Source organism: uncultured Coprobacter sp. (assembly GCF_947855755.1).
Lineage (GTDB): Bacteria > Bacteroidota > Bacteroidia > Bacteroidales > Coprobacteraceae > Coprobacter.
Map to the genome: position 1 here is coordinate 103,614 of NZ_CANUAR010000006.1, position 14,368 is coordinate 117,981.

The 14,368-nt window shown below is 40.7% G+C and carries 11 protein-coding genes; all 11 read left to right on the plus strand.

Annotation, left to right across the window (positions count from 1 at the left end):
* Positions 1 to 116: 116 nt before the first annotated feature.
* The 11 genes from Q0093_RS05355 to Q0093_RS05405 all read left to right on the plus strand — a co-directional run bounded on the left by Q0093_RS05355 (position 117) and on the right by Q0093_RS05405 (position 14,243).
* On the plus strand, positions 117 to 1,592 hold the full coding sequence (locus tag Q0093_RS05355; protein WP_297928819.1) for a lipopolysaccharide biosynthesis protein: 1,476 nt from the start codon (positions 117 to 119) through the stop codon (positions 1,590 to 1,592).
* A 13-nt stretch (positions 1,593 to 1,605) separates the two neighbouring features.
* Positions 1,606 to 2,505 carry a glycosyltransferase gene (locus Q0093_RS05360; RefSeq protein ID WP_297928821.1) on the plus strand — a complete coding sequence of 300 codons (900 nt, stop codon included), beginning with the start codon at positions 1,606 to 1,608 and terminating at the stop codon, positions 2,503 to 2,505.
* An 18-nt stretch (positions 2,506 to 2,523) separates the two neighbouring features.
* Positions 2,524 to 3,792: a glycosyltransferase gene (locus Q0093_RS05365; protein WP_297928823.1), complete on the plus strand. Its 1,269-nt coding sequence runs from the start codon at positions 2,524 to 2,526 to the stop codon at positions 3,790 to 3,792.
* Between the two features lie 8 nt (positions 3,793 to 3,800).
* Positions 3,801 to 4,550, plus strand: a complete 750-nt coding sequence (locus Q0093_RS05370) for a glycosyltransferase family 2 protein (protein ID WP_297928824.1) — start codon at positions 3,801 to 3,803, stop codon at positions 4,548 to 4,550.
* 168 nt (positions 4,551 to 4,718) lie between these two features.
* Positions 4,719 to 5,822, plus strand: a complete 1,104-nt coding sequence (rfbG, locus tag Q0093_RS05375; protein ID WP_297928826.1) for a CDP-glucose 4,6-dehydratase — start codon at positions 4,719 to 4,721, stop codon at positions 5,820 to 5,822.
* 16 nt (positions 5,823 to 5,838) lie between these two features.
* Positions 5,839 to 7,173: a lipopolysaccharide biosynthesis protein RfbH gene (rfbH, locus tag Q0093_RS05380; protein ID WP_297928827.1), complete on the plus strand. Its 1,335-nt coding sequence runs from the start codon at positions 5,839 to 5,841 to the stop codon at positions 7,171 to 7,173.
* Positions 7,163 to 8,053, plus strand: coding sequence for an NAD(P)-dependent oxidoreductase (locus Q0093_RS05385; RefSeq protein ID WP_297928829.1), 891 nt, complete (start codon positions 7,163 to 7,165; stop codon positions 8,051 to 8,053). The genes rfbH and Q0093_RS05385 overlap by 11 nt, the downstream gene beginning before the upstream one ends.
* Positions 8,054 to 8,065: 12 nt before the next feature.
* A complete protein-coding gene (locus Q0093_RS05390; protein WP_297928831.1) occupies positions 8,066 to 9,874 on the plus strand; it encodes a thiamine pyrophosphate-binding protein in 1,809 nt (602 codons plus the stop codon).
* A 262-nt stretch (positions 9,875 to 10,136) separates the two neighbouring features.
* The gene (gene metK / locus Q0093_RS05395) at positions 10,137 to 11,429 is read left to right on the plus strand and encodes a methionine adenosyltransferase (protein WP_294177971.1); all 1,293 of its coding nucleotides are present in this window, start codon (positions 10,137 to 10,139) and stop codon (positions 11,427 to 11,429) included.
* Between the two features lie 146 nt (positions 11,430 to 11,575).
* A complete protein-coding gene (locus Q0093_RS05400) occupies positions 11,576 to 12,694 on the plus strand; it encodes a TlpA disulfide reductase family protein (protein ID WP_297928833.1) in 1,119 nt (372 codons plus the stop codon).
* Between the two features lie 10 nt (positions 12,695 to 12,704).
* A complete protein-coding gene (locus Q0093_RS05405) occupies positions 12,705 to 14,243 on the plus strand; it encodes a YifB family Mg chelatase-like AAA ATPase (protein WP_297928834.1) in 1,539 nt (512 codons plus the stop codon).
* Positions 14,244 to 14,368 lie beyond the last annotated feature (125 nt).

Genomic DNA, 14,368 nt, shown 5'->3' on the forward strand with positions numbered 1-14,368 from the left:
AAAACGCAAAGATGACCTGATAATATTTCTTTGTTGGAAAATTTAAACAGGCTCTGAATATTTATAAATCCCCGAAGAAGTTTCAGTTTTCCCTCTTTGGGGATTTTTTATTGAATATGAAACATGTAGGCATCGAAGATATGTCGGATAACTTGAAAAAGAAAACGTTGACAGCTCTTATCTGGAGTTTTGTCGATAAATTCGGTCAGCAGTTTTTATACTTTGTTACAGGTATAATTTTAGCTATTCCTCTGAATCCGGTCGATTTGGGGAAGATGGCTTTATTGGCCGTGTTTGTCGCATTGTCGAGTATTCTTATAGACAGTGGTTTCGGGTCTGCTCTGATTCGCAAAAAAGAGGCGACCGATGCCGATTATAGTACGATTTTCTATTTCAATATCGGAGTCAGCCTTGTTTTTTATCTTATCCTTTTCGCTTTAGCTCCGTTTATCGAAAGTTATTCCGGAGTTCCGGGATTGGCGACAGTCGCACGGGTTTCGTTTTTGAGCATTGTCTTTTTGGCATTCGGCATGATCCAGCAAACTCGTTTGATAAAATACATTCAATTTACGCAATTGGCGCGTATAAATATTATTTCTCTGTTTTGCTCCTCGGTGTTTGCTGTTATTACGGCATTTATGGGTTGGGGAGTCTGGGCTTTGGTAATACAGTCTTTAGGAATGGCGATTGTAAAGTCGATTTTGTTGTGGATTTATGGACGTTGGAGGCCGAAATGGATATTCAGAGTCGCTTCGATGAAAGAGTTTTTCGGGTATAGTTCGAGTCTGATAGGTACGGGCGTGCTGAATACGATATTCAATAATATTTACCCGTGGTTGATCGGGAAAGGCTATTCGACGCAAGCTGTCGGTTATTATAATCAGGCTAATAAATTTCAGGATATGCCTTCGGCATTGATCGCCAATATTTTTAGAAGCGTTGCTTTTCCGGTATTGTCTTCGATTAATGATGACAGAGAGCGAATGATACGTGTTTTCGGGAAGTATATCCGGACGGTGTCTTTTATAATTTTTCCGATTATGTTTCTATTGATGCTGGTTTCGCAGCCTCTTATATCCATATTGCTTCCTGAAAAATGGGCACCTTCTATTCCTCTCATGCAGGTGTTGTGTATCTCGGGAGCATTTTCTCCTTTTATAATTTTATATTACGATCTGTTTAATGCCGTAGGGCGGTCGGATATCAATTTGAAAATGGAGATTTTTAAAAAGATCTTTTTTATAATAGGAATATTTATCTGTTTCAAATACAGTATAATGGCATTGATGTGGCTATGGGTGGTTTATACCCTTTGCTCCTTGATTGCAACAATGCTTTTAGCGCATAAATACGTAAATTATACGATAGGATCATTTTTTCTCGATATATTTCCCTGTTTATCTATATCTTTGGTAATTACGGCAATGTCATCTCTTTATTATCTGGTCTTTCAAGACCGGTGGTTGTTGTTTATTACGATTTCCGGAACATTCGGGTTGCTTTATATTGTTGCCGCACGATTATTCCGGTTAGAAATGTGGCACGAATGTCTTCAACTGTTTAAAAAGAAGGTCTTGACGAACGAAGAATAAAAATATTTTGAATATGCAGATCGCCCCGATTGCTCTTTTTGTATATAACCGTCCTCAGCATGTACGGTATTGTATAGAGTCTCTACAAAAAAATCTTTTGGCGGAGAAGAGCAAACTGTTTATTTTTTCTGACGGAGCCAAGTATCCCGAGCAGGAAAAAAATGTACGGTCGGTACGGGAATATATACGGAATATTCAAGGATTTAAACAACTGCATATTGTAGAGCAACCGGAGAATAAAGGATTGGCTTCGAATATTATTTCCGGAGTTACCGATTTGGTCGGGAAATATGGTCGAGTCATTGTTCTGGAAGATGACCTGATCGTCTCCCCATGGTTTCTTACTTTTATGAATGAAGCTTTGGAAACTTACAAAGATGAGGAGAACATCGTAAATGTAAATGGGCATTTGCTTAAAGGCAAAGAGCCTTTTCCGGAAACTTTTTTGCTGAGCTTTGCAAATAGTTGGGGATGGGGAACTTGGAAACGTGGTTGGGATTTGTTTGAACCGGACGGGAAAAAACTGCTCCGAGAATTAGAAGTCCGGAACTTGACTCGTAAATTCGATTTTGACGGAGCTTATCATTTTACTCGGATGCTTAGGGAGCAGATAGCCGGAAAGAATAATTCGTGGGCGATTCGTTGGAACGCCTCCATTTTTTTGAAAGGAAAGTTATCGTTAAATAGCGGCCGGTCGCTGGTCACGAATATCGGCTTTGACGGGACGGGAACGCATTGCGATAAATATGGGCTGTTCGCTACGGATTTATATACGGAGCAGGTTAAGGTAGAAAAATTGTCTTTGTTGCGAGAAAATAAAAATGCCCGGGAGATGTTGGCTCGCATTTATCGTTTCGATAACTCGTATTATAACAAGATAAGAGTTCGGATATTAAATTTTTTGCATAGGTAAAGAGGGAAAAGTCTAAATATGAAAGTTGTTCTCGTTAGTACATATGAGCGTAAAGGCGGAGCTGCAATCGCCTGTTATCGTTTAAAAGAGGCGTTGTTGAAAGAAGGTGTGGATGTGTCGTTGCTGACGGCTTATAAAACCTCTGATGATCCTACGGTGATAACACCTTTTGATACACGTTGGAGACGGCTGAAAAATCGTTTTCATTTTTATAAAGAGCGATTTTCTATTTTTATAAAGAACGGTATTTCCCGAAAAAATTTATTTGCCATATCTATTGCCGATTCGGGAACAGATATTTCCGATCTTCCGATCATCCGCGAGGCCGATATCATTCATTTACATTGGATTAATCAAGGTTTCTTATCTCTTCAGAATATACATCAACTGATTAAGCTCGGAAAACCTATGGTGTTTACGATGCATGATATGTGGTATTGTACGTCGATTTGTCACCACGCCTGTTCTTGTGACCGTTTTATGTCGATTTGTAGGGAATGTCCTTATTTGCAACATCCGGGAACGTTCGATCTTTCTTATAAAATTTGGCTGAAAAAACAGTTTATGAGAGATCCGGATATTGTGTTTACATGTGTCAGTCGTTGGTTGGCGAAGAGAGCGAGGGAAAGTGTTTTGATGGAGACCAATAAAATTTTTGTCATACCTAATGTTATTGATACGGAAATATTCTACCCGAGAGACAGAGAAAAGGAACGTGCGCATTTGGGAATTTCTGATGATAGAAAAGTGATCGTGTTCGGAGCTGCAAAATTGAATGATGAAAATAAAGGATTTAAGCTGTTGAAACAATCTTTGAAAAATTCAAAATATTGTCGGGATACAGAACTTTTTCTGTTCGGGGGAATAAAAAGAGATAAAGACTTTTTAAAAGATATTCCTTGCAGTTATCGTTATTTGGGAGAAATCGGCAATTCTGAAGATCTTGCCCGAATATACAGTGCTGCAGATATTACGGTTATGCCTTCACATTATGAGACATTCGGGCAGACTTTGGCGGAGTCTATGGCTTGCGGAACACCTGTCGTGGCATTTAATAGCAGCGGACAAACAGATATAATAGATCATTTGGAAAATGGTTATTTAGTGACATATCCTTTTACTGCAGACTTTGTAGGGGGAATAGACTGGGTACTGGATCATACGAATCCCGAAATGAGAAAAAAGTGTGTCGATAAAATAAACCGTTGTTTTTCATCAGATGTCGTTGTCCGGCAATATCTCGATTTATATCATAATTTGTTAGTTCAAGATCAATCAAGAAAATAAATAATAATATGAAACCCTTGTTTTCGATAATAACGATAACTTATAATGCTGCCGAAACAATTGAGGTTACATTCCGAAGTGTTGTCGGGCAATCTTTTACCGATTATGAGTATATTGTTGTAGACGGTGATTCGAAAGACGGAACAATAGATTTTTTGCAGTCGCATAAAGATCATTTGGAGACCTTTGTCAGTGAGCCGGATAAAGGATTATACGATGCGATGAACAAGGGAATGCATCTGGCAAAGGGGGAATATCTTATTTTTTTGAATGCCGGTGATACTTTTCATTCGGAAAATACTTTGTCGGATATTGCAGTTTCGATAGGGACTTCCCGTCCTGACATTATATACGGAGAAACCGCTCTTGTAAATGATAAGCGGGAGTTTTTGGGAATGAGAAGATTGAAAGCTCCGGAAACTCTTAATTGGAAAAGTTTCCGTATGGGAATGCTGGTGTGCCATCAAGCCTTTATTGTAAAACGGATACTTGCACCCGATTATGATCTTTCCTATCGTTTCTCTTCAGATTATGATTGGTGTATTCGCTGTATGAAAAAGGCGGATGCGTTATGGAATACGCACTTGACTTTGATCGATTATCTGAATGAGGGCGTTACGACTCGTAATCACAAGGCCTCTTTAAAAGAACGCTATAATATTATGGTAAAATATTATGGACGTATGCCGGTTATGTTTTTACATTTATGGTTTGCTTTGCGTTTTTATACGGCAAAGTGGATAAAAGGGCGAGTGTAGGTAGGAGTTTCGAGATAAAAATGTTTTTCTGAAAGGAAACATTTTTGTTTGTAAAAGCTCTCTATTACGTTAATTTTAGGACAATCAAGGTCGTTTTTATATATTTACTTCGTATATTTGTCACAAGGTCCGGATAAATTTAACGGGCAATTTCATGTTGAGAAATTTATGAAATTAAATCAGAATATGGATTCGGGAAAAGCATATCTTTCATTTTATAGCGGGAAAAGAGTTTTTATTACCGGTCATACGGGATTTAAAGGGAGCTGGTTGGTAAAAATTTTATCGATGGTGGGTGCGGAAATAAAGGGTTATGCTCTTCCTCCGGTTACTGATCCAGATCTGTACGATGCTCTTGGGGTAGACACGCTTTGTACGTCAGTGTTCGGAGATATTATGGATCGAGAGAAGCTCATCCGTGAAATAGTGGATTTTGCTCCGGATGTGATTTTTCATCTTGCGGCACAGCCGTTAGTTCGTCTTTCTTACGATATTCCTGCAGAGACTTTCGGCGTTAATGCGATCGGTACTGCACATGTTCTGGATGCCGTCCGTAGGATCGATAAACCGTGTACGGCGATTCTGATAACCACAGATAAAGTATATCATAATAACGAGTGGAATTTTCCGTACCGGGAAAATGATCGCTTAGGAGGGTATGATCCGTATAGTGCAAGTAAGGCTTGTGCAGAGTTGGTTATCGATTCTTATCGAAATTCTTTCTTTAACCGGAAAAGTTATAATGATCATAAAAAAGCGATCGTAAGTGCCCGTGCCGGAAATGTGATCGGTGGAGGAGATTGGGCAAAAGATCGTCTCATCCCGGATATTGTCAGGGCATTGCATAGCGGAGAGGAAATTGTGCTTCGTAATCCGGCAGCCGTTCGTCCGTGGCAACATGTTTTAGAGCCGTTGGGCGGATATTTGTTATTGGGTTATCTTGCGTCGGTTCGATACGACGACTTGTCCGATGCTTATAATTTCGGGCCTAATCCGGAAGATACGCTTACGGTCGAACAGATGACGGCTTTGGCGACAGATATTTGGGGAATCGGCAAATATCGAGTGGAACAAAATCTGTCAGCACCTCATGAGGCCGGATTGTTGAAATTGGATATTTCTTTGGCTAAAGCCGAGTTGGAGTGGAAGCCCGGTATGAATGCTCACAAGGCATTGGAATTGACGTTGCAATGGTATAAAACATATTATCAGAATAAAGAAAGCATTTCTGCTTTGACGGAGCGACAGATACAATATTTCTTCAGTAAGTAATAACTAAGATTAGAATATGAGTACAAAAAGAGAACAAATCATACAGCTGGTAAAAGAGTATTATCAGGAAGAATTTGAAAGTAAAAAGAAAGATTTCGAGCCGGGAGATAAGATCTCTTACGGAGGCCGCTTCTTCGATGATGAAGAAATGTGCGCTTTGGTCGATTCTTCATTGGATTTTTGGTTAACGACCGGAAGATACGCCGCCCGTTTTGAAAAAGAGATGGCTCAATTCTTGAATGTTCGCTTTTGCTCGCTGACAAATTCAGGTTCATCTGCGAATTTATTGGCATTTATGGCTTTGACATCTCCGAAATTAGGAGATCGCCGAATTAAGAGAGGTGACGAGGTGATTACGGTAGCCGCCGGATTTCCGACAACTGTGACTCCTGTAATCCAGTTTGGTGCTGTTCCTGTGTTCGTAGATGTGACGATTCCCGGATATAACATTGATGTAACTAAGTTGGAGGATGCTTTTTCGAATAAGACGAAGGCTGTTATGGTTGCCCATACACTCGGTAATCCTTTCGATATAGCGGCTGTTAAGCAATTTTGCGATAAACATGGATTATGGCTTATCGAAGACAATTGCGATGCGCTCGGTTCTCGTTATTTTATCGATGGAGAGTGGAAATATACCGGTACGATCGGAGATATAGGTACTTCGAGTTTTTATCCTCCTCATCACATGACAATGGGTGAGGGTGGTGCTTTATATACGAATAACCTGCAATTGAAACGTATTATAGAATCGTTCCGGGATTGGGGGCGCGATTGTTACTGTAATTCGGGAAAAGACGATACTTGCAAACGTCGTTTTACACAACAATTCGGTGAATTACCGTTGGGATATGATCACAAGTATGTCTATTCTCACTTCGGATATAATCTGAAGGTTACCGATATGCAGGCTGCAATAGGGTGTGCTCAATTGCAGAAATTGCCGGCTATCATAGATGCCCGTAAACAGAATTGGAAATATCTGAGGGAAAAGCTATCGGTTTACGGTAATAAGCTGATATTGCCCGAACCTACCGAAAATTCTGATCCGAGTTGGTTCGGTTTTGTTATCAATGTAAAGCCGGATGCCGGATTTACTCGTAATGAAATCGTCGATTATTTAGAGAAAAACGGCATACAAACTCGGATGCTGTTTGCCGGAAACTTGATTAAACATCCTTGTTTCGATGAGATGCGAACGAAGAAAGAGGGGTATCGTGTTTGCGGAGACCTGACAAATACCGATGCGATTATGAGCGATGTTTTCTGGATCGGTGTTTATCCCGGAATGACTCGGAAAATGCTTGATTTTATGGTCGAAAAAATAGGAGAATTTTGTCATGCCCGTTAAAACTGTTTTACTTACGGGAGGAAATGGTTTTATAGGGAAGAATCTCAAAGAGAGTTTTCTTGCGCAGAAATATAATTTGTTGACTCCCGGAAGTAAAGATCTCAATCTGTGCGATGAAGATGCAGTAGCCCGGTATTTTGATGAGCATCGGATCGATATCGTTATTCATTCGGCCGTAAAACCGAATCATCGTAATGCAAAAGATCTGAGTAATATATTTTATTCGAATACACGCATGTTTTTTAATCTGGAACGGTATTCTGACCGGTATCAGAAAATGCTCGTACTCGGGTCGGGTGCTATTTATGATTTACGGTATTACCGTCCGTTGATGAAAGAAGAAGAATATACGCGTTTCTTGCCGGCCGATGAACATGGATATTGTAAATATGTGTGTGAAAAGGTAATCGAAAAGAGCAGTAATATATATGATTTGAGACTGTTCGGCATTTTCGGGAAGTATGAAGATTATGCGATCCGTTTTATTTCCAATGCTATTTGTAAAACGTTGTATGATCTCCCTGTCACATTGCGTCAGAATAGGCGATTCAGTTATTTGTATGTAGATGATCTGCCTCCGGTTATAGATCATTTTATCGAAAGCACACCTCAATATAAAGCATATAATGTTGTCCCCGATCAGGTCGTTTCATTATATGATCTGGCACGTATGGTGGTCAGGATATCCGGAAAAGATTTGCCGATATTGGTCGGGCAAGAAGGCATGGGATTGGAATATAGCGGCGATAATTCCCGTTTAAAAAAAGAAATGACCGATATCCGGTTTACTCCGATAGAAAAATCCGTAGAACAATTATACGAGTGGTATGCCGCTCATCGTGACGAAATCGATAAAAATGTATTGTTATTTGATAAATAAAACCTTTGTACTATGATTAAGACCAGTGATTTTTTGTTTAAGTATTTAGTAGAGAAACACGGTATTACAGATGTTTTTTTAGTTACGGGCGGCGGTGCGATGCACTTGAATGACTCCATCGGACGGAATCCCGATATTCGGTATATTTGTAATCATCATGAGCAGGCTTCGGCTATTGCGGCAGAAGGGTATTATCGAGCTTCGGGCAAACTGTGTGTGACGAATGTAACGACAGGTCCGGGAGGAACAAATGCCGTAACCGGAGTTTTGGGACAATGGACAGATTCTATTCCGGCGATTTATATTTCGGGTCAGGTAAAACAGAGTACGACGATACATGCTTGTCCGGATTTGCATTTGCGGCAATTGGGAGATCAGGAAGCAAATATTATCGATATTGTGAAGCCGATCACGAAGTTTGCCGAGATGATTACAGATGCGAATGATATAAAATACTATATAGATAAAGCAATCTATTTAGCGACACACGGTCGTCCGGGTCCCGTCTGGATCGATGTTCCTTTGGATGTACAGGCTGCTCTTATCGAAGAAGAAAACTTAAAAGAGTTCGATCCGTCGGAGTTGGAACAGGAATCGTACAGCTCGATAGAGAAGTCGGTAAAATCTGTTATTGAGAAATTGAAAGCTGCAAAACGTCCGGTCTTCTATGTCGGTAACGGTTTGAGACTGGCCGGAGTCGTAGATGATTTTATCCGGATAGCAGAAAAAACGAATATTCCGGTAGTCACGGCGATTAGCGGACATGATATTATCTGGCATGATCATCCTTTGTTTTTCGGAAAACCGGGAATATGCGGTGACCGGATCGGGAATGTAATGGTACAAAATTCCGATTTGTTGATTATTCTCGGAACTCGTTTGGGTATTCGTCAGATCGGATATGCCTATGAACAATTTGCTCCGTCGGCATATAAGATCATGGTAGATATCGATGCTTGCGAAATGTCGAAACCTACGTTTACACCGGATATGAAGATACATGCCGATTTGAATCCTTTTATCAAAGAGATGGAGTCGGAGGTATCGACTATCTCTTTCCCGGATTATACCGCTTGGATAAATTGGGGGAATGAGCGTCGTAAAGAACTGCCTACGGTATTCGAGGACAATCCTTCTACTCCGGGTTATATCAGTTCGTATGTATTTGCCGATGAGTTGTTCAAGCAACTGAAAGACGGGGATGTTGTCGTTACGGGTAATGGTACGGCTTATACCTCTACTTATCAGGCGATGCATGTAAACAAAGGTGTCCGGGTATTTGCCAATCAGGGTTGTGCCGCTATGGGATATGATTTGCCCGCAGCCATAGGTGCTGCCGCAGCCAATAAATCGGGGCGGACTATACTGATTACCGGAGACGGAAGTATTCAGATGAATATTCAGGAATTGCAGACACTGCTGACATTTAATCTTCCGGTGAAAATATTTGTGTTGGAAAATGAAGGTTATCTGGCGATAAAAACTACGCAGAAGTCGTTTTTTAATAAAAAATATACAGGAAGTAACCCGCAGAGCGGAGTTATATGCCCCGATATGGCAAAGATTGCCGGAGCTTACGGAATACCTTTTGTACGCATACATGAAGAGGGAAAAGTCTTGAAAGATATGATCGCGGAGGTATTGGCTTCTCCGGGAGTCATGATTTGCGAAATCACGATGGACCCGGAACAAACGTTGTTCCCTAAATCCGCTTCTTCAATGGATAAAAACGGTAAAATGGTATCGTCTCCGTTAGAGAGAATGTTCCCGTTCTTACCCGATGAAGAACAGCAAAAGTGTACATATCCCGGCGGTAAATAGGATATTGTCAAGATTGTAATCGATATAAAAAAGAGTTCCGGGATCAATAAATCCCGGAACTCTTTTTTATATGCCGAAAATACATTATCTTTGTCGGGAAATAAATGTGGAAGGATTTGGCTGCTTGCAACCACACAAAAAAATGCTAAAACTGCGTGACCTGCCATGTTGTACGGAATCCGGCTTTAATTCATTTCCTTCCTCGTTTTTTAATAAATATTTTTGTGAAGCACGGTTGTGCATAAATTAAAATTAAAAACAGATGAACTATTTATTCACCTCGGAATCGGTGTCTGAAGGACACCCCGATAAAGTAGCCGATCAGATATCGGATGCTTTGCTTGATGAGTTTTTGGCGTATGACTCCAACTCGAAAGTAGCTTGCGAAACATTGGTGACTACAGGACAAGTAGTACTTGCCGGAGAAGTAAAATCTGATGCTTATGTCGATCTGATGGATGTTGCCCGCCGGGTAATAAACCGTATCGGATATACAAAAAGCGCATATAAATTTGACGGAGACTCTTGCGGTGTTTTTTCTGCAATACATGAACAATCTGCAGATATAAACCGTGGGGTAGAACGTGAAGATGAAATGAATCAGGGGGCTGGAGATCAAGGGATGATGTTCGGATATGCCTCTAATGAGACGGATAATTATATGCCGCTTTCATTAGACCTTTCGCATCTTCTGCTGATCGAGCTGGCTGCGATTCGTCGGGAGGGAAAAGAGATGACCTATTTACGTCCCGATTCTAAATCTCAGGTGACGATAGAATATAATGAGAATAATGTTCCTGTTCGCATTCATACGATTGTGATCTCTACGCAACATGATGAATTCATAGAACCGACAGATAGAACACCTGAGGCACAAATAATTGCCGATGAGAAGATGTTGTCGGTGATTTTTGAAGATGTGAAAAATATCTTGATTCCCCGTGTAATAGCCAAACTTCCCGAACGTTTGAAAGCTCTTTTCGACGATAAACTGATTTTACATGTCAATCCTACGGGAAAATTTGTGATTGGCGGGCCTCATGGGGATACCGGACTTACGGGTCGGAAAATTATCGTAGATACTTATGGAGGTAAAGGAGGACACGGTGGAGGTGCATTTTCAGGGAAAGATCCTTCGAAAGTCGATCGTTCTGCAGCGTATGCAGCCCGTCATATCGCCAAGAATCTCGTAGCGGCAGGTGTATCCGATGAGGTTCTTGTACAGGTCTCTTATGCAATCGGCGTTGCTCAGCCGGTAAGTATTTATGTAAATACTTATGGTAAATCTCATGTAGCATTGAGTGACGCTGAAATCGCATCTCGGATAAGCGCTATTTTCGATATGCGTCCCAAAGCCATAGAAAAGCGCCTGAAATTGCGGAATCCTATTTATGAAGAAACGGCGGCTTATGGTCACATGGGACGCAAGCCCCGTACGGTAGTCAAGACTTTTTCTTCAAAATATTTCCCGAAGCCGGTTGTCCGAGAAGTAGAGCTTTTTACTTGGGAGAAGTTAGATTATGTGGATGCGGTTAAAGAGGCATTCGGTCTTTGATGGTTTAGAGTTTGTCGTACATTTATACGACAGGCTCTTAGAAAAATAAGAGGAAAGTCTGTTCGAGTATATCTTTGAACAGACTTTTTTTGTTGCTGTTGACAAAAAAAGTAAATTTGCAGATAGTCATCAATATAAATGAGGATATGAAAAATATAATCATATTTGTTCTCTCTTTTTTCCTGTTCTTGACGGCATGTAGTTCCGGAGATAAGTATGTTGTAAAAGGAAATCTTTCTCATTTGGAGGGTCAGTATTTATATGCCGTACACGAGAGATATAAAAAAGAGCTTAAAATGGACACGATCAGGATACAGTCGGGCAAATTCGAGTTGACGGGAGAAAGTGAGATGTTGACTTCTTTGCAGTTGTATACAGAAGATTATACTCCGTTGATGCAGTTATTTGTAAAAAACGGAGATCACATCTCTTTAGAGGGGGATGTACAGAGACCTTTTGAGATCCGGATAAAAGGGAACGAAGCATACCAGGCCGTTACGGATTTTAATCAACGGAACGGTGCATTATTGCAAAGGATTGCCGAAAAGCGGAAAGAATATTATGCCCGGAAAAAAGATTCCGCTTATTTTGATGATCTGAAGAAATTAGAGGGTGAAATTTGTCGAAATGCCGAATCCGAGATTTCTGCAAAACCGGCTTCTCCGGCTTCTATAATTCTCATGTATGAATATCTCCTTAACGAGAATACGGCGGAATTATGCGATTCTTTGTTGCGCATCATGCCTTCTGAAGCAAAACCGGCTTCGTTGTTGGCGAAAATAGATCTTTTTATAGAACAGGTACGGAAGATGTCGATAGGAAAAACCTTCCCTTATTCTGTTTTGAAAAATGAAAAAGGAGAATCGGTTTCGACAAATACCTTTCGAGACATTCCTACGATTGTGACTTGGTGGGCGTCTTATGACCCGGTGAGTCGGGAGGAGATGAAAAATATAAGAGAAATTTATTCTAAATATAAAGATGATAAAATCAGAGTAGTAAATATCTCTCTCGATGTAGATAAAGAAAATTGGAAAAATAGAATAAAAACCGATTCTCTTGAGTGGACTCAGTTGATTCAGCCTGAAGAGTGGAATGCTTCTTCAACGCGGAATTTAGGTATTTCCAAAATTCCATATACCGTGATTATCGATAAAACCGGACGCTTGGAAAAAGTCGGGTTAGAAGGAGATGAACTTAAAAAATATATAGATGAAATGGTTTCCCGAATAGATAGTCTGGAATCTGTTAAGGAAAAAGTTTAAATTTCGGATTATGTTGATAAAGGTTTTTGGTGCTGCTGTGCAGGGAATAGATGCTTTGGTCGTAACGATCGAGGTGAATTGTACGCAAGGAATTCGATTCTTTTTGGTTGGACTTCCCGATGCGGCTGTAAAGGAAAGCCATGAGCGTATCGTCTCGGCCGTTCAACATAATGGATATAAGTTTCCTCGTCGGCAGATTGTTATAAATATGGCTCCTGCCGATATTCGGAAAGAGGGTTCTGCGTATGATTTGCCGTTGGCTGTCGGTATTTTGGCTTCTGCCGAATTGATCAAACCCGATAAGCTGTCACAGTATATGATTATGGGAGAACTGTCTCTGGACGGTTCTATTCTTCCGATAAAAGGGGCTTTACCTATTGCAATCAAGGCGAGAGAAGACGGTTTTAAAGGGCTCATTGTTCCGCAAGCGAATGTAAAAGAGGCGGCTGTCGTAAATAATCTCGATGTTTACGGAGTAGGAAATATCCGTGAAGTGATCGAATTTTTTAATGATGAGAGAGTTCTGTCGCCTACTGTAATCGATACTCGAAAAGAATTTTATCAGCAGCAGTGCGAATTCGATCTCGATTTTGAAGATGTAAAAGGACAAGAAAATGTTAAAAGGGCTTTTGAAGTCGCTGCCGCCGGCGGTCATAATTTGATTATGATAGGTCCTCCGGGAGCAGGAAAATCGATGATGGCGAAGCGGATAGCTTCTATTATGCCCCCATTGACTTTGCAGGAAGCATTGGAGACGACTAAAATACATTCGGTGGCGGGAAAGATGGAGCGGGGAAGTTCTTTGTTGTCTCAACGTCCTTTCAGAGCTCCGCATCATACTATATCGAGTGTCGCTCTTGTCGGAGGAGGAGCTTTCCCTCAGCCCGGCGAAATTTCGTTAGCTCATAATGGAGTCTTATTTTTGGATGAATTACCGGAATTTTCAAGGCAGGTTCTTGAGGTAATGCGTCAGCCGTTGGAGGATCGTAAAATAACTATTTCCCGTGCGAAATATTCGATCGAATATCCGGCCAGCTTGATGTTGATGGCCTCGATGAACCCTTGTCCGTGCGGATATTACAATCATCCTGAGAAAAAATGTATTTGTCCTCCCGGCAGTGTCTTGAAATATTTAAATCGTATTTCCGGACCTTTACTTGATCGTATAGACATACAGATTGAGATTGTTCCGGTTCCTTTTGAGAAAATGGCCGATAGCCGTCCGGGAGAACCCAGTTCCGTAATCAGAGAAAGAGTAATACGTGCACGTGATATTCAAGCAGAACGTTTTAAAGATATTCCGGGAGTGTATTGTAATGCGCAAATGAATACGAAATTATTGAATCGTTTTGCTCAGCCCGATGAACTTGGAAAAGAACGATTAAAAGACGCCATGAAACGTTTTGGCCTGTCGGCACGGGCGTATGACCGTATTCTTAAAGTCGCCCGTACCATTGCCGATTTGGCCGGTAGTGAGAATGTGTCGTCGGTGCATATTGCCGAAGCAATCAATTACCGGAATCTTGATAGAGAAAATTGGGCCGGATGATCACGCCTTTAAACAGGCTCTTAGAGATACTAATATATTGTGATATAAATGTTTCTATATTTAATATAATATTATATGTTTCGGAAACTATTTATGGAAATAGTGTCGAATTGTTGTTATTTTCG